The 21,117-nt window shown below is 73.2% G+C and carries 18 protein-coding genes; 10 read left to right on the top strand and 8 right to left on the bottom strand.

What is annotated here, in order from left to right; translation table 11 throughout:
• Positions 1-85 precede the first annotated feature (85 nt).
• The 4 genes from ABTY15_RS34130 to ABTY15_RS34115 form a co-directional block, all read right to left on the bottom strand.
• Positions 86-856, bottom strand: coding sequence for a DUF1775 domain-containing protein (locus tag ABTY15_RS34130; protein ID WP_350604482.1), 771 nt, complete (start codon positions 854-856; stop codon positions 86-88).
• A 72-nt stretch (positions 857-928) separates the two neighbouring features.
• On the bottom strand, positions 929-1,567 hold the full coding sequence (locus ABTY15_RS34125; RefSeq protein ID WP_350604480.1) for a hypothetical protein: 639 nt from the start codon (positions 1,565-1,567) through the stop codon (positions 929-931).
• Positions 1,568-1,646: 79 nt separating this feature from the next.
• Entirely contained in the window at positions 1,647-3,002 is a 1,356-nt protein-coding gene (locus ABTY15_RS34120) for an MFS transporter (protein ID WP_350604477.1), read from the bottom strand.
• Positions 3,003-3,192: 190 nt separating this feature from the next.
• Complete coding sequence (locus ABTY15_RS34115; RefSeq protein WP_350604475.1) at positions 3,193-3,552, bottom strand: ArsR/SmtB family transcription factor; 360 nt, start codon at positions 3,550-3,552, stop codon at positions 3,193-3,195.
• Positions 3,553-3,664: 112 nt separating this feature from the next.
• Here ABTY15_RS34115 and ABTY15_RS34110 point away from each other — a divergent pair, with 112 nt between their 5' ends.
• The gene (locus ABTY15_RS34110; protein ID WP_350604474.1) at positions 3,665-4,717 is read left to right on the top strand and encodes a cation diffusion facilitator family transporter; all 1,053 of its coding nucleotides are present in this window, start codon (positions 3,665-3,667) and stop codon (positions 4,715-4,717) included.
• 195 nt (positions 4,718-4,912) lie between these two features.
• Here ABTY15_RS34110 and ABTY15_RS39915 read toward each other — a convergent pair whose 3' ends face one another.
• Positions 4,913-5,290 carry a CbtA family protein gene (locus tag ABTY15_RS39915; RefSeq protein WP_502893655.1) on the bottom strand — a complete coding sequence of 126 codons (378 nt, stop codon included), beginning with the start codon at positions 5,288-5,290 and terminating at the stop codon, positions 4,913-4,915.
• A 30-nt stretch (positions 5,291-5,320) separates the two neighbouring features.
• Between ABTY15_RS39915 and ABTY15_RS34105 the strand changes: the two genes are divergently transcribed.
• Positions 5,321-5,902, top strand: a complete 582-nt coding sequence (locus tag ABTY15_RS34105) for a histidine phosphatase family protein (RefSeq protein WP_350604472.1) — start codon at positions 5,321-5,323, stop codon at positions 5,900-5,902.
• 95 nt (positions 5,903-5,997) lie between these two features.
• Here ABTY15_RS34105 and ABTY15_RS34100 read toward each other — a convergent pair whose 3' ends face one another.
• The 3 genes from ABTY15_RS34100 to ABTY15_RS34090 are packed head-to-tail and all read right to left on the bottom strand — an operon-like array spanning position 5,998 to position 10,524.
• Positions 5,998-6,996, bottom strand: a complete 999-nt coding sequence (locus tag ABTY15_RS34100) for a 1-aminocyclopropane-1-carboxylate deaminase/D-cysteine desulfhydrase (protein ID WP_350604471.1) — start codon at positions 6,994-6,996, stop codon at positions 5,998-6,000.
• A 60-nt stretch (positions 6,997-7,056) separates the two neighbouring features.
• Positions 7,057-9,459 (bottom strand): glycoside hydrolase family 95 protein, encoded by a 2,403-nt coding sequence (locus ABTY15_RS34095; protein WP_350604469.1) that lies wholly within the window; start codon positions 9,457-9,459, stop codon positions 7,057-7,059.
• A gap of 54 nt (positions 9,460-9,513) precedes the next feature.
• Positions 9,514-10,524, bottom strand: a complete 1,011-nt coding sequence (locus ABTY15_RS34090) for a LacI family DNA-binding transcriptional regulator (RefSeq protein WP_350604467.1) — start codon at positions 10,522-10,524, stop codon at positions 9,514-9,516.
• Positions 10,525-10,813: 289 nt separating this feature from the next.
• On the opposite strand from ABTY15_RS34090, the gene ABTY15_RS34085 reads away from it, so the two are divergent.
• The 8 genes from ABTY15_RS34085 to ABTY15_RS34050 all read left to right on the top strand — a co-directional run.
• On the top strand, positions 10,814-12,115 hold the full coding sequence (locus tag ABTY15_RS34085) for an ABC transporter substrate-binding protein (protein WP_350604466.1): 1,302 nt from the start codon (positions 10,814-10,816) through the stop codon (positions 12,113-12,115).
• Between the two features lie 3 nt (positions 12,116-12,118).
• Complete coding sequence (locus ABTY15_RS34080) at positions 12,119-13,081, top strand: carbohydrate ABC transporter permease (RefSeq protein ID WP_350604464.1); 963 nt, start codon at positions 12,119-12,121, stop codon at positions 13,079-13,081.
• 15 nt (positions 13,082-13,096) lie between these two features.
• Entirely contained in the window at positions 13,097-13,942 is an 846-nt protein-coding gene (locus ABTY15_RS34075) for a carbohydrate ABC transporter permease (protein WP_350604462.1), read from the top strand.
• A complete protein-coding gene (locus tag ABTY15_RS34070) occupies positions 13,939-15,822 on the top strand; it encodes a DUF5107 domain-containing protein (protein WP_350604460.1) in 1,884 nt (627 codons plus the stop codon). The genes ABTY15_RS34075 and ABTY15_RS34070 overlap by 4 nt, the downstream gene beginning before the upstream one ends.
• A gap of 89 nt (positions 15,823-15,911) precedes the next feature.
• The gene (locus tag ABTY15_RS34065; protein WP_350604458.1) at positions 15,912-18,371 is read left to right on the top strand and encodes an RICIN domain-containing protein; all 2,460 of its coding nucleotides are present in this window, start codon (positions 15,912-15,914) and stop codon (positions 18,369-18,371) included.
• Positions 18,372-18,756: 385 nt separating this feature from the next.
• Positions 18,757-19,608, top strand: coding sequence for a fumarylacetoacetate hydrolase family protein (locus ABTY15_RS34060; protein WP_350604456.1), 852 nt, complete (start codon positions 18,757-18,759; stop codon positions 19,606-19,608).
• Between the two features lie 11 nt (positions 19,609-19,619).
• A complete protein-coding gene (locus tag ABTY15_RS34055; protein ID WP_350604453.1) occupies positions 19,620-20,984 on the top strand; it encodes an L-fuconate dehydratase in 1,365 nt (454 codons plus the stop codon).
• A partial coding sequence (locus tag ABTY15_RS34050) for an SDR family NAD(P)-dependent oxidoreductase (protein ID WP_350604518.1) occupies positions 20,981-21,117 on the top strand: 137 nt, incomplete at its 3' end. The genes ABTY15_RS34055 and ABTY15_RS34050, both read left to right, overlap by 4 nt.

The raw sequence follows: 21,117 nt of genomic DNA, 5'->3' as shown, positions 1-21,117 counted from the left end.
GCCGCCTGACCTGCCGACGACGGGACGGGACGGCCCCGGCGGGCCACGGAGTACGTGGCCCGCCGGGGCCTCGGTCTGTCCGGGGTCAGTTGCCGGTGTTGCGGCGGCGCCACCACAGGGCGCCGCCGGCCGCGAGGGCGAGGACGGCGACGACGCCGACCACGATCGGGGTGGTGGAGGAGTTGTCGTCGCTGCTCTTGGCGGCGGCCTGGGCCGGGGCGGTGGTGGTCGGGGCCGGTGCCGGGGCGGCGGCCGAGGTGGTGGCGGCAACCGAGGGCGTGGCCGTCGCGGTGGCCGGGGCGGCCGGGGTGGTGGGCGCGGTGGTGGGCGCGGTGCTGGGCGCGGTGCTGGGGGCGAGCGGGGTCGCGCCGGGGGCGGCGGGCTTGAGGGCGAGCACCGGGGCGGGTTTGTCGGGCTTGGCGCCGTTCTCGGGGATCTCGATCCAGCGGTCGGTGTGGTTGTCGCTGTAGGACTCGAGGGTCTTGAAGGCGAGTTCCTTGGCGTCCGGCAGCTGCTTGACGGTGATCTTGTAGTCGAGGTCCTTGCCGGTCGCGAGGGCGGGGCCGGCCAGCGTGTAGCCGTCCTCGCCGGGGGTGAGCTTCCAGCCGGCCGGGCCCTCGGCGAGGGCGACGTCGGCCGGGGCGATGCCGGCGGGGAGGACGACGCGCACCGAGGTGATGCCCGCGGTGGTGGACTCGGCCTCGGCGCTGAAGTCGAGGGTGACGTTGGTGGCGAGCGCCTGCGCGTTGTCGGCCTTGACCTCGACGTGGGCGAAGGCCGGGGTGGCGAGCGCGAGCGCGCCGGCCAGGACGGTGGTGCCGACGGCGGCACGCAGGGCGGTGCGGGTGCGGTTCATGAGTGCTCCCGGAGCAGGGGTGTCCGCCGGCGGGGCCGAGGGCGGCGCCGTACGGAGCGGGGACGTGGACGGTCAGGCGAAGGCGTGACCGGCCGGAGGGCCCCTGCGGGGGAGGGCGTCGAGGAGCAGTCGGCCGCGCGGCAGGGCAGGCGGCGGGCCGAAGTGTGGCCGGCGCCGCTTCGCGCTGACCGGCCGCAGTGCGCTCAGGGGGCGGACGGTGCGGTGGCAGAGCCGCCGGGCGGCGCGGGCGAGGGTGGCCGGGAGGGTCCACCAGACGCGGTCGGCCCGGTGGACCAGGACGGCGACCAGCAGCGCGCCGAGCAGGTGGGCGGCGGTCATCGCCGTCCCGCCGTGCGGCCCGCCGGCCGGTCGCGTCCCGGCGGCGGCCAGGTGGTGGACGTGGCCGGCGGCGGTGTGCACGGCCGGGGCCGCCGGCAGGAGGAGGTGGAGGAGCCCCTGCGCGGCCAGCGTCCAGGCCAGCCAGAACGGCTGGGACCGCGGCCGGCGGGCGGCGGGCAGCGCGGCGGCGAACAGCAGGGTCGCGCCGAGCAGCACCGGCCCGGCGCGGAACGGCGCGTCGGTGGCCAGGTGGTGCCCGGCCGTCCCCAGGGCCGTCCCGGCGCCGGCGAACAGTGCGGCGCGGCCGGCCGGCAGCGGTCGCGGCTGCGGCGCTCGGCCGGGCTCGGCGCCGGCGGCGGGCTGGGGACTCATGGCGGACACATCATCGCCGATGCGATCGGTGATCGGGGCGGTGGGTCGGATCAGCGCCGGTGCCCCGCCCGCCCGCGGCTCAGGCCCGCGCGACCGGGCGGGGCCAGTGGTTGTGCAGGTGGTCGATGACGAAGTCGTGGCCGTGGTTCCAGCCGTCCGGGGTGCGGTGGGCGTCGGCGAGGTGCGGGTGGCCCGCGGGCAGGTCGTGGTGGACGTGGCCGAGGTGGGCCGGGTCGCGGCGGGGCCAGATCGCGGTGGCGGCGAGGGTCGCGGCCAGTGCGATACCGCCGAGGACGACGGCGGTGACGGGCAGTCCGGCGCCGGCGGCGAGCCAGCCGGCGAGCGGGTAGGTGAGCAGCCAGCAGCTGTGCGAGAGGGAGAACTGGGCGGCGAAGGCGGCGGGCAGGTCGGCGTCGGCGGCCGAGCGGCGGATCACCCGCCCGCCGGGGGTGAGGACGGCGGAGCAGGCGGCACCGATCGCGGCCCAGGCCACCAGGAGCCCGACCCACGTCCAGGTGCCGGCCGAGGCGGCGGTGACGCCCGCGACGCCGGCCAGGATCAGCGGCAGGGCGTAGGCGGCGGGCAGCATGACGGCGCGGTCGCCGAGCCTGCGCAGCAGCCGGGGCAGGGCGAGGGCGGCCAGGACGGAGCCGACGCCGTAGGCGCCGAGGGCGAGCGAGACGTACCCGGCGGCCCTGTGGAAGTGCCCCTGGACGATGACGACGGTGTCGACGAAGACGATGGCCCCGGCGGCGGCCACCGCGAGGTCCAGGGCGAGCAGGGCGAGCAGGCGCGGGGTGGCCCAGTAGAGGCGGGTGCCGAAGGCGGCCTTGGCGTAGACGCCGCCGGTGCGCTCGACGGGCTTGGCCCTGGGCAGGACGACCGAGACGACCAGGGCGGCGGAGGCCAGGAAGCCGATCGCGGTGCCGGTGAACAGCCAGTGGTAGGAGACGACGGTCAGCAGGGCGGCGGCGAGGGCCGGACTGAACAGGCTTTCCAGGTCGTAGGCGATGCGGGTCATCGACAGGGCCTGGGTGTAGTCGCGTTCGTCCGGGAGCACCTCGGGGACGGTCGCGGTTAAGGTCGGGGTGAACGCGGCCGAGGCGGACTGGAGCAGGAAGATCAGGACGTAGATCTGCCACACCTGGGTGACGAACGGCAGGGTGAGCGCGACCCCGGCGCGGGCGAGGTCCATCGCCACCATGACCGCCCGGCGCGGTATTCGGTCGGCTACGGCGCCCAGCACGGGGGCGATGCCGACGTAGGCGATCATCTTGATCGCCAGCGCGGTGCCGAGGACGGCGGAGGCGTCGTCGCCGGCGATCTTGTACGCGAGCAGGCTCAGCGCCACGGTGGCCAGGCCGGTGCCGACCAGGGCCACGACCTGGGCGGTGAACAGGTGCCGGTAGGTGCGGTTGCGCAGTACGGCGAGCATGCGGGCGCGTCCTCGAGGTCGGAGGCGGGAGCACGCTCAGGCTAGCGGACGTGTGCGCACATGCGCACACGTTTGATGGTGGGATGTCCGGATGACGCCCGGCCCCCGGCACGCGCTGCGCGGAGACCGGTCCCGGGTCGGGGTGAGGGCGTGCTGTTCCCGCGGCCCGCAAGCCGGGCCGCGGCAGGGGTCAGGCGTGCCAGGGCTCGCCGGTGACCAGGTGGTCGGCGTGGCTCAGCGCCTCGGTGACCAGGCGGCGCAGGTGTCCGTCCCGCAGGGCGTAGACCACGTGCCGTCCGTCCCGTCGGGTGTCGACCAGCCCGGCCAGGCGGAGCTTCGCCAGGTGCTGGCTCACCGCGGGGCGGGCCGCCCCGCAGGCGCTCGCCAGCGCGGTCACGTCGGCCTCGCCCTGGGTGAGCTGCCACAACAGATGCAGTCGGGTGGGGTCGGCGAGCAGGGCGAAGACCGTCGCGGCTGCGGCCAGCTGGCTCTCGCCGGGGGAGCGCTGATGCCCACTGGTCGCAACTGGAACCTCTGCGCCTTTCGCCATGGCGACATCCTAGGCCCGGCAGCATCGGCCGCTCGTTCAGTGCGCAAGCAGGCGCGCGACGATACGTTGTGGTGGTAGGCCGCCCGCCGCGCCGAACCACCGGGAGGCAGCCATGGGCGAGCTCGACCACGGACACGACCACGGCCCTCCGCACGGTCACGCGGACACCCGGGCGTCGCGGTGGCGCCACCGGCTCCCGCACCTGCTCACCCCGCACTCGCACGACAGCGGCGACAAGGTCGACTCCGCCATGGAGGCCACCGCCGAGGGCATCCGGACCCTGTGGATCTCGCTGGCGATCCTCGGCGGGACGGCCCTGATCCAGCTCGCGGTGGTCGCGCTCTCCGGCTCGATCGCCCTGCTCGGCGACACCATCCACAACTTCGCCGACGCCCTGACCGCCGTCCCGCTGGGCATCGCCTTCGTCCTCGGCCGCCGGGCCGCCTCCCGCCGCTACACCTACGGCTACGGCCGGGCAGAGGACCTGGCCGGCATCGCCATCGTCCTCACCATCGCCGCCTCCGCGGCGCTGGCCGCCTACGAGGCCGTCCAACGGCTGGTCGACCCGCGCGACGTCACCCACCTGTGGGCGGTCGCCGGGGCGGCCGTCGTCGGCTTCCTCGGCAACGAGTGGGTCGCCCGCTACCGCATCACCACCGGCCGCCGGATCGGCTCCGCCGCCCTGGCCGCCGACGGCCTGCACGCCCGCACCGACGGCTTCACCTCGCTCGCCGTCCTGCTCGGCGCGGGCGGAGCCGCGCTCGGCTGGCAGCTGGCCGACCCGATCGTCGGCCTGCTGATCACCGTCGCGATCCTGGCCGTCCTGCGCGACGCGGCCCGCGAGGTCTACCGGCGCATCATGGACTCGGTCGACCCCGTCCTCGTCGATGCGGCCGAAGCCGGACTCCGGGCGGTGGACGGCGTCCTGGAGGTCGGGCAGGTCCGCATGCGCTGGATCGGCCACCGCCTGCGCGCCGAGGCCGACGTCGTCGTCGACGACACCCTCACCGTCGGCCAGGCCCACGACATCGCCGTCGACGCCGAACACGCCCTCGTCCACGCCGTCCCCCGGCTGACCGCCGCGACCGTCCACACCGACCCCGCCGCCCACTCCGGCCGAGCCCACCACGCGGCCCGCACCGGGCACGTGGGGGACGCGGCCTGACTCGCCGCCCGGACGCGGTGGCACCTCGCCTGTCCCGGCGGTGCCGGGCGGGCCCGGAGGGTCCACGGCCATGTCCTCACCGTACGCCCGCCGGACTTGCTGAACCAGAGGCCGGACGATCGCCGGGCCGGGCCGGGACAGCAGTCGACCCCGCCGGCGCGCCTGCGGCGGGGTCGAACCGGTGCTGAGCGGGGATCAGACCGTGGCGGCCGGGGCCGGCTCCTCGGCAGTCGCGGTGTCGACGGCTGCGGTCGGCGGGACCAGGAGCCGCTGGGCCAGAGCGCCGAAGACCTGCCCGAAGGCCGTCCAGAGCGCGGCCTGGATGCCGACCGAGGCGAGCCGGAAGCCCCACAGCAGCGCGGCCGGCCATCGGGTCTGACCTGCCGACCTGCCCGCCGCCGCACGAGGCGGCCGGTTGTCGGCATACAGTGGCGCGACCGTGCCGGATTCCCACCGGACTTCCGTCTCGCCGTGGGTGGACTCAGCCGAGGGTGTGCGCCGGTGGATCGGCTCGGGGCGGGGCGGGACGGGCGCGTCCTCGGCAGGCCTTCGGGCCGTGGGCCGAACGGGCAAGGGGATGGCGAGTGTGCGAAGGGGATGTGTGTGACGGTTCGGGTGATCTTCATCTCTCCGGCGATCGGGGCCGCCCTGCGGCAGGCCCGCTTCGACGATGACGGCCCGCTGGACGAGGGCGGCCTGCGCTCCGCCCAGGCGGCCGCACCGGCCCTTCCGGCCGCCGACCGTGCCCTCGTCTCGCCGTCCACCCGCTGCCGCCAGACCGCCGACGCCCTCGGGCTCGCCGCCGCCGAGGAGGCCCCCGCGCTGCGCGGCTGCGCGATGGGCCGCTGGCGCGGCCGGACGCTCGACGAGGTGTCCGCCGAGGAACCCGAGGCGGTGCTGGCCTGGCTCACCGACCCGGCCGCCGCCCCGCACGGTGGCGAATCCGTACGGCAGTTGTGCGCCCGGGTGGCTGAATGGCTGGACGGCGCCGCCGAACTGACCGGACGTCTGCTCGTCGTCGCCGAGCCGGACGTGATCCGGGCCGCCGCCCTGCACGCCCTCGGCGCGCCCGAACAGGCCTTCTGGCGGCTCGACGTACCGCCGCTCTCCACCACCGAACTGACCGGCCGCGCCGCCCGCTGGAACCTCCGCCTGTCTGCGTCGCTGACCCGGCCGGGGTTGTGACGGCCGCGTCCGCGCGGCGGCGATGACACTCCCCGTGCTCCCCGCTGCTCCGTGGTGGCGCAGGAAGCCGACCCGGCCTGCGCCGTGAGGCCGCGTCAGCGCGGTCCGTGGGTGTGCAGGAAGACCACCGGGCCGCCGTCCAGGCGGCCGGTCGCGTCCAGGTCGAGCAGGGCGGCGAGCGCCTTGGCGGTGTAGGTGCGTTCCAGGGTCAGGTCGGCCTGCGCGGTGGCGCGTGCGAGGGCCCGGTCGCCGGCCCGGGTGGGGTGGGCGTAGCCGTCCCCCAGCCAGGCCGTCTCGACGCGGATCGCGTCGGGGGCGGGCTCGGCGCCGCTCAGGTCGGCGCCCCGGGCCCGGAGCAGGGCGGCGGAGCGGCGGGCCAGTGCGAGGAGGGAGCGGGTGTCCAGCCGCAGGGTGTCGTTGACCACGACGCCGAGGACGCGGGTGCGCAGCCCGGCGAGGCGCAGCCCGAGGGCCAGCCCCGCGGCCGTGCCGCCGGAGCCGACGGCGGTCACCAGCCACGCCGGTTCCGGCAGTTCCCCGGCTTCGACCTGTCCGCCCAGCTCCAGGGCGATCTCGACGGCGCCGAGCGCGCCGAGTGGCGAGGAGCCGCCGGCCGGGAGGTAGTACGGCGGGGTGCGGCCGTGGGTGTGCCGGGCGAAGAGCCAGGGTGCGGCCAGGATCAGCCTGGTCCTGGTGTGCAGGAAGTGCAGGGTCGCGCCGGAGGCGTGCAGCCGTTCCAGCTGGGCCCGCACGTGCTCGTCGACCGGGTGGTCGATCAGGCCGAGGGCGACGTCCAGCCCGTGCTCCCGTGCGTAACAGGCGGCGGCGAGGCCCCAGTTGGTGCCGAGGCCGCCGACGGTGAGGACGGTCCTCGCGCCGCGGCGGCGGGCCTCCGGCAGCAGCCACTCCAGCTTGCGGACCTTGTTGCCGCCCCAACCGCCGTCGCCGTACCCGCTCTCGTCCTTGAGCCACAGCTCGGCCCGGGTGCCCAGCCCGGGTAGCGCCCGCACCGGCGTGGGTGCCCCGCCCAGCCGCAGGAACGGCAGCGAGTCGGCCAGTTCGGGACAGCGCCGGTGCAGCAGCGGAGGTCGCATGGGGAGACAGTAGCCCGGCGCTCCCGGCCGAGTCAGCGGATGGCGGTCAGCCGATGGCGGTCAACGAACGGCGGTCAGGCGGTACGTCGTACCCGCCCGGGCCTTGATCCTCAGCTGCGGTCCGGGCCCGGTCTGGACGAGCGTGGCCTCGACGGCGGTCCCGGAGTGGTCGGTCACCGCCGGTCCCGAGGTGCCGGCCGGTAGCTGAACGGTGAGGGTGCGAGTGCGGGTCACGGCCAGCTCGGCTTCGACCAGGAGTCCGGCGTCCCAGGTGAGGTCGACGCCGACGCCGCCCCTGGCGCGAAGACCCGTGACCGAGCCGGTGGGCCAGGACGACGGCAGCGCGGGCAGCAGGCGCAGGATTCCGTTGTGGCTCTGCATCAGCATCTCGGTGATCGCGGCCGTGATCCCGAAGTTCCCGTCGATCTGGAAGATGTCCGGCGGGTGCAGGCCGAGGAGATTGGGTGCGGTGAACTCCGCCAGCGACGCCCGGACGCTGTCGTGGGCGAGGTCCGCGTCGCCCAGCCGGGCGGCGAGTGCGCAGACCCAGGCCCGGCTCCAGCCGGTGCTTCCGCCGCCGTGCTCCAGCCGGCGGGCGAGGGCCAGCCGCGCCGGTCCGGTGAGTGCGGGTGCGGTGAGCGGGTCGATGGCGCAGCCGGGGTACAGGCCGTAGAGGTGGGACAGGTGCCGGTGGCCGGGGTCCTCCTCGGGGAGGTCCTCCCACCATTCGAGCAGGCGCCCCCGATCGTCGGTGCGCGGCGGGCGCAGCCGGGCGCGGGCCGCGTCGAGGGTGTCGGCGAAGGTGCGGTCGACCCCCAGGAGACGGGCGGCCGCGGCGGTGTGGGCGAAGAGTTCGGCGGCGAGCCAGTAGTCCATGGTGGCGCCGGCGGACACCGCGACCAGATCGCCGTCGGGCAGCCGGAAACGGTGCTCGGGCGAGGTGGACGGGCAGGTGACCAGTCGGCGCTCACCGTCCTCGGTGAGGAAGTCGAGCAGGAACCGGGCCGCACCCCGCATCAGCGGGTAGGCGCGCTCGGCCAGGAAGGCGGGGTCGCCGTCGAAGAGGTGTCGCTCCCACAGGTGCGCGCACAGCCAGACGCCCGCCATCGGCCAGTTCGCCCAGACCGGTGAACCGGCCACCGGGTTGGTGCTGCGCCACAGGTCGACGTTGTGGTGGACGGTCCAGCCGTGGGTGCCGTAGTAGGTGGCCGCCGTGTGGGCGCCGGTCTCCGCGAGGTCCGCGATCAGGTCGAGGAGCGGTTCGTGGCAGGAGGCGAGGCCGGTGGTCTCGGCGTGCCAGTAGTTCATCTGCAGGTTGATGTTGGTCGTCCAGTTGGAGTGCCACGGCGGGGCGACCTCGGTGTTCCAGATGCCTTGCAGGTTGGCGGGCTGGCTGCCCGGACGGGAGGAGGAGATCAGCAGGTAGCGGCCGTAGGCGAACAGGAGGGCCGCGAGTGCCGGGTCGTCCTGGCCGGCCCGCACCGCGGCGAGCCGTTCGTCGGTGGGCAGGTCCGCTGCGGGCCCGTGGTGTCCCAGGCGCAGTCCCGCGCTGCGGTACAGCTGCCGGTGATCGGCGACGTGGTCGGCGAGCAGCCGCTCGTAGGGCTGGGCCGCGGCGGCGTCCAGCACTCGGTGGACCTCGGCGATCGGTCCGTCCTCCGGGCCGACGGGGTGTTCGGCGTGGCCGCGGTAGCCGGTTTCGGCCGCGAGGAGGAGGAGCACCTCGTCGGCCCCGGTGACCGTCACCGTGCCGTCGGCGTACCGGAGTTCGCCGCCGGTGGCGAGCACGCGGAGCCCGGCCGCGAAGCCCATGCCCTCGTCCGGGCTGTAGCGCGCGGGGTTCGCCTCGCCGAAGGCGACGTGTGCGGGTGCTCGGCCCGAGAGCACGCACCGGCCCGGGGCCGTGCCGGTGTGTCGGGCGTCCGGGTGCGGTGTGTGCAGCCGCGCGCTGAGGTCGATCGGCCCGCCGCCGGTGGAGGTGATCCGGGTGACGAGCACGCCCGCCGGCGCCGACAGGAAGGACTCGCGGACGATCTCCGTCCCTCCGGTCCGGTGCACGACCCGGTGGATCGCGCTGTCCAGGTCCAGCGCGCGCATGTAGTCGTTCGCCCGGCTGTCGGCGAAGGCCAGGTCGAGCGTGGCGAGCGGCTGGTAGGCCTCCAGGTAGGGGCCCTGCATGCGCCGGGCCAGTTCCTCCGCGGCGGCGTAGTCGCGATCGGTGAGGACGGCCGCGCGCAGCGCCTCCAGGTGGGCGGCCGAGCCCGCGCGGTCGTGCGGACCGGGGCCGCCGGACCACAGGGTGTCGGCGTTGAGGTGGACGGTTTCTCCCGCACGTCCGTCGGCTCCGCCACCGTGGAACATCGCGCCGAGCCGCCCGTTGCCCAGCGGCAGCGCCTCCAGGAAGGAGGCGGCCGGTTGCCGGTACCACAGGCGGTCCGGGGCGGGGGCGTGGTCGATCGACAACTGGGGTGTCCTTTCGGAACGAACGGATGCCGCGCTGTGGGGAGTTGCGACGGGTCAGACCGCGGTCGTCCCGGGCGGGCAGGTGCTGTCCCGGACGACCAGCTCGGGCCGCAGCAGCTGGAGCGAGTTGACCACGGTGCCCGACTTGGCGACGGCGCGCAGCAGCAGTTCGACCGCCAGGCGGGCCATCTCCTGCTTGGGGATGGCGACGCTGGTGAGCGGCGGCCGGGTGAGCCGGACCTCGGGGTTGTCGTCGTGGCCGACGATGGACAGGTCCCCCGGCACGGAGCGGCCGGTGGCCCGGGCCGCCTCCAGGGCGCCGAGGGCGAGGATGTCGTGGGTGGCGAAGACCGCGGTCAGCCCGGGGTCCGCGGCGAACGCCTGGTTCGCCGCGGCGAAGCCGCCCGCGGCGGTCGGCTCGGTCGCCAGGTGGACCGCGCTGTTGGGGACGGTCAGACCGTCGGCGGCGAAGGCCCGCCGGAACCCGGCCAGACGGGGGGCGTGGGCGGGGCTGGCCAGGACGGCCACCCGCTCGTGGCCGAGCTCGCGCAGGTGGCGTCCGGCCAGGAAGCCCGCGTGCTCGTAGTCGATGGTGACCACCGGGAAGGCGTCCGGCGCATCGCTCTCCCAGGCGCACAGGGCGACTGGGAACCGGGCGTCGGCCAGCAGCGGCAGGTGGTCGATCAGGTCGCGGTCCCCGGCGATCAGCAGTGCGTCGACCGCGCGGCTGGTGAGACTGGCGAGGTGCCGGCGGGCGCGCTCACCGTCCAGGCGGGTGGTGCACAGCAACAGGTGGTAGCCGTGCTCCTCCAGGACGTCCTCCACCGCCTCGACGACCCCGGAGTAGAACTCCCCGGCCACGGTGGGCACGAACAGCCCCACCGTCCTGGTGCTGCCGGTCGCCAGCGAGCGGGCCACCAGGTTGGGCGTGTACCCGAGTTCCGCGATCGCGGCGCGGACCCGGGCCGCGGTCGCGGGACGGACCGCCACCCGGCCGCTGATGACGTTCGAGACCGTCTGCTTCGTGACGCCGGCCCGTTCGGCCACGTCCTGCATCGTCACCATCAGTGCCCCCGAATTTGACCGGTCAATAATGATGTCTCGAACGTAAGACTCGAGGCCCGGGGGAGTCAAGCCGTTCTGATCGGCAGTGACTTGCAGCTAGGAGTCGGAGGCGGCGGGTCAAACCTCGATCGATCCACGAATGTTTGCCCGGTCCCTTGTTTTACCGGTCAAGTGGGCTATACGGTTCCCAACCATCCAGCGGGTCCAGGTCCGGAGCCTCGCTGCCTCCTCCCCGACGTCCGCCGTGAGTCCGTGCGGCCGTCGCGCCCCCCGAGAGGACAACACCCCCATGCGTAGATCCACCGTGCCCGCCGTCACCCGCGTCGTGGGAGCCGCAGCCGCCACCGCGCTCGCCCTCGGGGTCAGCGCGTGCAGCAGCGGCTCCGGCGGCGACGCCAAGGCCGGGGCGAGCTTCACCTACTGGTCGATGTGGCGGGCCGACGAGCCGCAGGCGCAGGTGCTGAAGGCCGCGATCGCCGACTTCACCGCCTCGACCGGCACCAAGGTCGAGGTCACCTGGGCCGGCCGCGACGTCTCGAAGAAGATCGGCCCGGCGATCGCCGCGAACCAGGCGCCCGACGTCTGGGACCAGGCCAACGACGCGATCTTCGGTGCCGTCGCCTCGGCCGGCCAGGCCCGCGATCTGTCCTCGGTGCTGTCCATGCAGGTCCCCGGTGAGAACGTCCCGGTCTCCCAGGTCATCCCGGCCAAGTACTTCGAGATGCTGCCGAAGGACCCGGCCGGGTCCAACCACTACGTCATCCCCTACGAGGTCGCCACCACCGGTATCTACTACAACGCGGCCGACCCGGACGTCGCCGCCGCACTGCCCGAGGCCCCCGCCGACTGGGCGGGCCTGCTCAAGGTCTGTGACGCGCTCAAGGCCAGGAACAAGCCCTGTGTCGCCTCCGAGGGCGAGGACCCCTGGACCAACAGCCTGTACTTCGACTACCTGCTGAACGCGGGCGGCATCGACGTCCGCAAGCTCTCCGCGGACACGTCCGGTGCGCTGTGGGACGACCCCGCGGTGCTGAAGGCGGCGCAGCAGGTCGAGCAGCTGGTCAAGGGCGGCTACCTCATCCCCGGCTACGACGCGACCAAGTACCCGGCGCAGGAGACCAACTGGACGGCCGGCAAGGCGGCGTTCTACATGAACGGCAGCTGGGTCACCTCCGAGGTCGCCAAGCAGATCCCGGCCGGCTGGAAGTTCGGCTCGATCCTGCCGCCCGGCGCGAAGACCCCGGACGCCGCGCTGTTCGGCTTCTCGATCCCGAAGAAGGCCAAGCACGCGGAGGCGGCCGAGAAATTCATCGCCTTCTTCCTGCAGAAGAAGCAGATCTCCGGCATCGCGACCACCGCGCTCAACATCACCCCGCGCGAGGACGTCCCGGCCCCGGCCGAACTCGCCGACGCCCAGAAGGCGTTGAGCGGCGCGACCGTCCGCCTGGCCTTCGATGGGGTGGCCGGCGACTGGTCGCCGAAGGTCCTCTACAAGAACTACCTGGACCTGTGGCACGGCAAGACCAGCGCCGAGCAGTTCGTCGCGAAGTGCAAGGCCGACCAGGCCACCTACTGGAAGACCCAGGGCTGAGCCGTGCCCGCTCTGCTCCGTGACAGCCCGCGGACGGACCCGGTCCGGGCAGCCGCGCGGGCCTCGGCCCGCCGCGGCGCCGGTCCGCAGGCCCGGCAGCGCCGGATGTTCTGGCCGTTCGCCGCCCCCGCCCTCCTCGCCTACGGTGTGCTGTTCCTCGCCCCGGTCGGATACGCGATCTGGACCAGCCTCTACAAGTGGGACGGCATGGGGCCGATGCAGTGGCGCGGCCTGCGCAACTACCAACTGCTCTTCCAGGACCCGTTCTTCCGGACCGCGCTGGTCAACACCCTGAAACTGATGGTCATCGGCGGCGCGGTCACCTTCGCCATCAGCTTCGCGCTGACCCTGGTGCTGCGCGAGATGCGGGCCAGGCTGTTCGCCAGGTCCGTGCTGTTCTTCCCCTGCCTGGTCAACGGCATGGTCTTCGGCATCGCGGCGGGCTTCCTGTTCTCGCCGACCGGACCGGTCAACCAGGCGCTGCACCTGCTCGGGGTCACCACGCCGCCGAAGTGGCTGTCGACGGACAACCTGCTGCCGATGATCCTGTCCACGCTGATCTGGACGGCGACCGGCTACTACACCTCCATCATCATGGCCGCCGTCGACCAGATCCCGCAGTACCTCTACGAGGCGGCCGAACTCGACGGCGCGAACGCCTTCCAGCGCTTCCGCCACGTGACCCTGCCCTGCGCGTGGGACGTCATCTCGGTGTGCGCGGTGCTGTGGACGGTCAGCTCGGTGAAGATCTTCGAGCTGATCCTGCTGTTCGGCGGCACCAGCAGCACCTACCCGCCGGCCGACAGCTGGAACACCGCCCTGTACGTGTACACGGAGGCGTTCCCCCAGGCCACGACGCCGCGGCTCGGGATGGCCACGGCGGCCGCGATCGTCAGCCTGCTGATGGTCACCGTGGTGACGCTGGTGCTGCGCCGGCTGATGCGCCGCGAGCCCCTCGAGTACTGAGAAAGGTCACAGCTCGTGCAAACCCAACGCGGGTCGGCCGGCCCGGTGAGACTGATCGCCACGACGCTGGTCTGGTGCGTGGTGGCCGCGGACCTCCTGCTGATCCTCTGGATCGCGCTGACGTCGCTGCGCGGCAGCTCGGACATCCTCAAGCAGGCGTTCGCGCTGCCGGCACCGCCCCGGTTCGACAACTACGCCAGGGCCTTCGACGACGGCGGATTCGGGCCCGCGGCGCTCAACAGCGTCGTCGTCGCGGTGGTCTCCTCCCTCCTCGCCGTCGCCGTCGCGGCACCCTGCGCCTACGCGCTGGCACGCCGCCGCTCGCGGGTCTCCTCCGCGCTGACGGTGTCCTTCGCGATGGGCCTCGGCGTCCCCGGGCAGGTACTGGTGGTGCCGCTGTTCGTGGGTCTGGCCCAGGCGAACCTGACGGACAGTCAGTTCGGCCTGATCCTGGTCTACATCGGACTGGCCATGCCCTTCACCGTCTTCATGCTGACGGGATTCTTCAGCGGGATCCCGACGGTGCTGGAGGAGGCCGCGGCCCTGGACGGCGCCGGGCCCTTCCGGACCTTCGTGCAGGTCGTGCTCCCGGTCGCCCGCGGCGGGCTGATCACCGCGTTCCTGCTGCAGTTCATCAGCTCCTGGAACGAGACGCTGTTCGCCCTGGTCCTGACGCACAGCCAGGACCAGATCACCCTGCCGGTGGCACTCTCCCAGTTCGTCGCCGCCGCGCAGCTCAACGGAATGGACTACGGCACGATGTTCGCCGGAGTCTGCATCATCCTCGCCCCGATGATCGCGCTCTTCTCCTGGCTGGGAACGCGGATCATCCAGGGCATGACCGTGGGAATCGGCAAATGACCTCGACACTGCGCACCGACGTCCTGCGGATCGAGGGAGCCGCCGACCCGGTCGGCACCCTTCCCATCCTGCACGGCATCTCCCTGTACACCGCGGACGGCGTCGGCATCGACGACGAGATGCGTCGCAACCTCTCCTACGGGGCGCCGCACTCGCTGCTGCCCTACACCCGGCAGGACGACTACGACCGCACCCGCACGGAGCGCGAACTGCCCACCGAGGTGCTGGAGAACGACGTCCTCACCGCCACCTTCCTGCCCGGGTACGGCGGCCGCCTCTGGTCGCTGGTCCACCGGCCGACCGGCCGTGAACTGCTCCACCGCAACCCAATCCTGCAACCGGCCAACCTCGCGCTGCGCGACGCCTGGCTGGCCGGCGGTGTGGAGTGGAACCTCGGCACCACCGGCCACTGGCCGCTGACCTGCGAGCCGCTCCACGCGGTGCGGGCGAGCGCGCCGGACGGCACCCCGGTGCTGCGGATGTTCGCCTACGAGCGCCTGCGCGGCCTGGTCCTGCGGATGGACACCTGGCTGCCCGCCGGCTCCCCGGTGCTGTACGTCCACGTCGGCATCCACAATCCGTCGGCCGAGGAGACCCCGGTCTACTGGTGGTCGAACATCGCCGCGCCGGAGCACGCGCAGGTACGGGTGCTCGCCCCGGCCGACCACGCCTTCCACTGCGACTACGTCAGCGACCTGAAGCGGGTGGAGTTCCCGGTCGTCGAGGGCGACGACCGCAGCTACCCCGGCCGGGCCGCCGGCGCCGCCGACTACTTCCTCGACGTCCCGGCCGGCGAGCGCCGCTGGATTGCGGCCCTGGACGGGACCGGCACCGGCCTGGTCCAGACGTCCACCGACCGGTTGCGCGGGCGCAAGCTCTTCTGCTGGGGCACGGGCACCGGCGGGAAGCACTGGCAGGAGTGGCTGTCCGGCCCGGACTCCGCGTACCTGGAGATCCAGGCCGGACTCGCCCGCACCCAGCTGGAGCACCTCCCCATGCCCGCCGGTGCGACCTGGTCCTGGGTCGAGGCCTACGGGATGCTCGAAGCCGATCCCGCTGCCGTGCACGGTCCCTGGGACGAAGCCCGGTCGGCCGCCGCCGACGCCCTCGACCTGCTGGTCCCGGCCGAGCAGCTGGACCGCGCGCTGGCCCTGGCCGGCGAGTTCGGCGCACCGGAGCAGGTCCTGGCGCAGGGGAGCGGCTGGGCCGCCCTGGAGATCGAGGCGGGCCGGTTCGCCCCGTCGCCCCTGCTGCCGTTCGGCGCGCCCGGCGCCGAACAGGAGCCCTGGCAGCACCTGCTCGCCACCGGCAGCCTGCCGATCAGCGATCCGCCGGCCGCCCCCGTCACCGGCGCACACTGGCGCGCGCTGCTGGAGGAGAGCGCGAGCGACTGGCACGCCCTCTACCACCTCGGCCTGATCCGGCTCGCGGACGGCGAACCCGACGCGGCACGCCGGGCGTGGCAGCGCTCGCTCGCCGAGCAGCGGTCACCGTGGGCCCTGCGGGCGCTGGCCTTCCTGGCCGACACGCCGCACCAAGCGGCGGACCTGATGGCCGAGGCCCACCTCCTGCGCCCCGACCTGCGGGAGTTGACCACCGAGGTGCTCGACGCGCTCCTGCGGGCCGACCGCTCGAAGGACGCCCTCGCCGTCGTCGAGGCGCTGCCCGCCGCGGTCCGCGGCAACGGCCGGATCCGACTGTCCGAGGCGAAGGCCGCGCACGCGCTCGGTGACGACGACCGCGTCCGGCAGCTCCTGGCCGAGGGGATCCGGGTGGACAACATGCGCGAGGGCGAGGTCTCGCTCGACACCCTGTGGCTGGCCGTCCACCCGGGCCAACCCGTACCGCCCCACTACGACTTCCGCATGTCGGAAGGCTGAGACCCGGCCCCCCGGACCCCACTCCGGGGGGCCGACCATCCGAGGTGCGCGGGACGCGCACCTCGGCCCCCACCCCATGAGGAGTACTCGTGTCAGCTCCTGGAAGAAGATCCACCGCAGCGCTGCTGGCCGCCGCGCTCGTCACCGTTGCCGGTCCGGCGCTGGTGTCCCCGCCGGCCTCGGCCGTCACCCCCACCTACACCGTGTCCGTCGGGTCGACCGGCTCCTACGCGTACCCGACCGACACCCCGGCCGCCACGTACATCGACAAGGACGGAACGTTCTGGTTCCAGCAGTCGGTCGCCCTGTACGGCGCGACCGAGTCGCGGACCTGGTCCTTCTACTCCGGCACCGACCTCGACTCCGCCACCAGGTCGCCGGTCAGCGACGCGGTCAACCCGGCCAACGGCAGCGACCGGAACAACGACACCACCTGGCGCTGCAACAACAGCCCCACCGGCCTGGCGGCCACCGCCGCACCCGCCGGCTCCGGCTACTCGCAGAAGAACTTCTGCGACCTGGTCGGCACCTGGGTCGACCCCGACACCGGCAACTGGTACGGCCTGGTCCACAACGAGTTCACCCCGCAACCCTTCGGCGACGGCCTGCACTACGACGCGATCGACTACGCCGTCTCCACCGACCAGGGCCGGACCTGGACCATCCAGGGCCACGCGATCACGTCGCCCTACAGCACCACCCGCGGCGACAGCACCGCCTTCCCCAACCAGACGTACGACTACGGCGACGGCGACCCCCGGCTGTTCGTCGACACCGCCTCCGGCTACTTCTACGTCTACTACGGCTCCCGGATCATCCCCAAGGGCGGCGTGGGAGGCAGCAACGGCGGTCTGGCGCACGTCGCACGGGCCCCGATCTCCGCCAAGATGGCCGGCAACTCGTGGCAGAAGTGGTACGGCGGCACCTGGACCCAGCCCGGCGTCGGCGGTTTGGAGAGCAACATGGTGCCGGCCACGTCGACCAACCCCAACGGCTGGACCCCGATCGCCGACGACTACGACCCGGCCAACACCGGCACCGTCGACCAGCAGGTCGCCGCAGGAAAACTCCCCGCCAAGTCCGACCTGTTCATCATGAACATTGCCTACGACGCCCACCTGGGCAAGTACATCGGCGAACCCGAGGTCGTCTCCGGCACCGCACCGCAGCGCTTCTACGTCACCGACGACCTCGCCACCCAGAAGTGGACCCTGGCCGGTGACACCGGCAGCTACACCTCCGGCTCCTGGTACCGCTGGTTCCTGGACAACGGCAACCGCACCGACTCCACCGTCGTCGGCAGGACCTTCCGGTCCTACTGCTCGATCGCGTGCGCGTCCTCCGGCGGCGAGTACGCCAACGTCACCGTGGACTCGACGACCCCCGCCGCGCCGCTCGACCTCACCAGGACGTACCGGATCGGCAACGGCAACGGCCGGGTCCTGACCCAGGCGGCCCCCAACAGCTCGGCGACCACCTCGACGGCATCCCCCACCGGCTCGGCCCGGGAGTCGTGGACGTTCCTGGCCAACGGCGACGGCTCCTACCGCATCGTCAACTCCGCCAGCGGCCGGCTGCTGGGCGTCGACTCGACCTCCACCGCCAACCGGGCGTGGGGCACCAGCCCCACCGTCACAACGGTCGGCAGCGGCGGCGCGAGCGTCGGACAGCAGTGGTGGATCCTCCCCAACACCTCCACCCCGGGCACCTTCCGGCTGGTCAACCGCTACAGCGGCCTGGCGATCGGCATGTCCGCCACCTCCGGCCGGCTGGCCGAGACCACGCCCGGCCGGACCTGGACCGACACCGGCGGCGGCACGGTCGGCGGCGGACGCACCGCCGCCGAGCAGACCCTGAGCTTCACCCCGACCGGTACCGCCCCCGAGACCGTCGTCCTCACCAGCCCCGGCGACCAGGCCGGCACCACCGGCGCGGCGGTCTCCCTCCAGCTGACCGCGACCGACAACGCCGGCAAGCCGCTGACGTTCTCGGCGACCGGCCTGCCCGCCGGACTGTCGATCAGCGCCTCCGGCCTGGTCTCCGGCACTCCCACCACCGGTGGGATCGGCAAGGTCACCCTCACCGCCTCGTCCGGGACCGCGACCAGCTCGGCCACCCTCACCTGGACGGTCACCCCGGCCTTCAGCGGGAGCCACTCGCTGATCACCGGCGGCAAGGCGCTCGACGACGCCAACGGCAGCGTGGACGCCGGGAACCAGATGATCACCTGGACCGCCAGCGGCAGCAGCAACCAGCTGTGGCAGTTCCTCCGGCAGCCGGACGGCTCCTACACCCTCGTCAACGGCAAGTCCGGTATGTGCGCCGACGTCAGCGGCGGATCCACCACCGCCGGCGCAGCGGTGATCCAGTGGCCGTGCAGCGGGGGCACCAACCAGCGGTGGAACGTCAAGCTGCTGGCCAACGGCTCCTACACCGTCGCCTCGGCCGCGAGCGGACTCCTGCTCTCCACGGCGTCGACGGCCGAGGGCGCCCTGGTGACGCAGCAGCCCGACACCGGCTCGCCGTTGCAGCAGTGGTCGATCGGCTGACCCGCTGACCCGCTGACGTTATGACCCCCTGACCTCGGGGGCCCTTCCGGACACCCCGTCCGGAGGGGCCGCCGACCCTCCGGACGAGAGCTGCCGCGGCGGCTCGGTGTCGGCGGCCGGTAGGGACCCTCAGCCCTGGTGGCCGCCGACACCTGCCGGGGAACCAGTACATCCCGGTCGGGGAAACATCGGATGACTGGTCGCTGTGAAGCATAGGGTTGCTTCGGGCTCTCGACAAGTGCCAGGAGCTCTGGCGCGGGGAGAGGGCATCGGATGACTTCTTGTGCTGCGGTGGCGCCGGACCGTATGGTCAGGGGCGCAATCGATTCATCCGATGTCTGAGGTCATCGGTGCTGGAGTCGGTGCTCATCGACCGGAGGTGGACATGAAGCTGATGCGGATCGGCGAGCCCGGGGCGGAGATCCCCGTCGTGCTCGCCGAGGACGGGCGGGCGTACGGGCTGTCGGGGGTGACCGAGGAGATCGACGGGGCGTTCCTGGCCTCGGGCGGGATCGAGCGGGTGCGGGAGGCGCTCGCGAGCGGGGCGCTGTCCGTGGTGGAGGTCGACGGCCTGCGGGTGGGGGCTCCGGTCGCGCGGCCGGGGAAGGTGGTGTGCATCGGCCTCAACTACCGCGACCACGCGGCGGAGACCGGCGCGGCCGTCCCCGAGCGGCCGGTGGTCTTCATGAAGGACCCGTCCACCGTGGTGGGGCCGTACGACCAGGTGCTGATCCCGCGCGGTTCGACGAAGACCGACTGGGAGGTGGAGCTCGCCGTCGTCATCGGGTGCGAGGCCCGCTACCTGGACAGCCCGGCCGAGGCGGCCGCACACATCGCCGGCTACGCGATCAGCAACGACGTCTCCGAGCGGGAGTTCCAGCTGGAGTACTCCGCGCAGTGGGACCTGGGCAAGTCCTGCGAGAGCTTCAACCCGCTCGGGCCCTGGCTGGTGACGCCCGACGAGGCCGGGGACCCGCAGGCGCTGGGCCTGCAACTGGCCGTCAACGGCGAGGTCCGGCAGGACGGCGACACCAAGAACATGATCTTCGACGTCCACCACCTGGTCTGGTACCTGAGCCAGTACATGGTGCTGCGCCCGGGTGACGTGATCAACACCGGCACCCCCGCCGGAGTGGCCCTCGGCCTGCCCGGCACCCCCTACCTGCGCGAAGGCGACACCGTCGAGCTGTCCATCGACCGCCTCGGCGTCCAGCGCCAGACCTTCGTCAACGCCTGAGAGGGAACGAGTTGTCCACCACCACGGCGCGGATCACCGCCATCGACACCTACGACATCCGCTTCCCCACCTCGCGGGAGCTGGACGGCTCCGACGCGATGAACCCGGACCCCGACTACTCCGCCGCCTACGTCGTGCTGCGCACCTCGGCGGGCGGGCCCGAGGGCCATGGCTTCACCTTCACCATCGGGCGCGGCAACGACGTCCAGGTGGCCGCCATCGACGCGCTGCGCGAGCACGTCGTCGGACGGCCGGTCGCCGAGCTGTGCGCGGACCCGGGCTCGCTCTACCGCGACCTGATCGGCGACAGCCAGCTGCGCTGGCTCGGGCCGGAGAAGGGCGTGATGCACATGGCCATCGGTGCCGTCGTCAACGCCGTCTGGGACCTGGCGGCCAAGCGCGAGGGCAAGCCGCTGTGGCAGCTGCTCGCCGACGCCGACCCCGCATGGCTCGTCTCCCAGGTCGACTTCCGCTACCTCAGCGACGCGCTGACCCCCGAGGAGGCGCTGGAGCTGCTGCGCCAGGGCAAGCAGGGGGCCGACGACCGGGCCGCCCGGCTGATGCAGCGCGGCTACCCGGCCTACACGACCTCGCCCGGGTGGCTCGGCTACTCCGACGAGAAGCTCACCCGCCTGGCGAAGGAGGCGGTGGCCGAGGGCTTCACCCAGATCAAGCTCAAGGTCGGCGCGGACCTGGCCGACGACATCCGCCGCTGCCGGGCCGCCCGCGCGGCCGTCGGGCCGGACATCCGGATCGCGATCGACAGCAACCAGCGCTGGGACGTCGCCGAGGCGATCGAGTGGACGAAGGCGCTCGCGGAGTTCGACCCGTACTGGATCGAGGAGCCCACCAGCCCGGACGACATCCTCGGGCACGCCGCCGTCCGCCGCGGCGTCCACCCGGTCAAGGTCGCCACCGGCGAGCACGTGCAGAACCGGATCGTCTTCAAGCAGCTGCTCCAGGCCGGCGCCATCGACGTCCTCCAGTTGGACTCCGCGCGGGTGGCCGGGGTCAACGAGAACCTGGCGATCCTGCTGCTCGCCGCGAAGTTCGGCGTGCCGGTCTGCCCGCACGCGGGCGGGGTGGGGCTGTGCGAGCTGGTGCAGCACCTGTCGATGTTCGACTACGTCGCGCTCTCCGGGACCACCGAGAACCGCGTCATCGAGTACGTCGACCACCTGCACCAGCACTTCCTCGACCCGGTGAGGATCGGGGACGGCCACTACCTGGCACCCACCGCGCCCGGGTTCTCCGCCGCCATGCACCGGGCGAGCATCGACAGCTACCGTTACCCCGACGGCGCGTTCTGGGCCGCCGACCTGGCCGGCGACCGTTCCGCCGACCTTTCCGCCGCCACGAGGGAGGAGCAGCGATGACCACCGACCTCCACGGCCTGACCGCCCTGGTCACCGGCGGCGCGTCCGGGATCGGCCTGGCCGCCGCGTCGCTGCTCGCCGAGCGCGGCGCGCGGGTCGCCGTCCTCGACCTCGACCCGGCGGCGGTGAAGGA

Source organism: Kitasatospora sp. NPDC097643 (assembly GCF_040302625.1).
Classification (GTDB): domain Bacteria; phylum Actinomycetota; class Actinomycetes; order Streptomycetales; family Streptomycetaceae; genus Kitasatospora.
The sequence above is the reverse complement of the archived record's forward strand: the minus strand, read 5'-3'. Positions and strand labels throughout refer to the sequence as shown.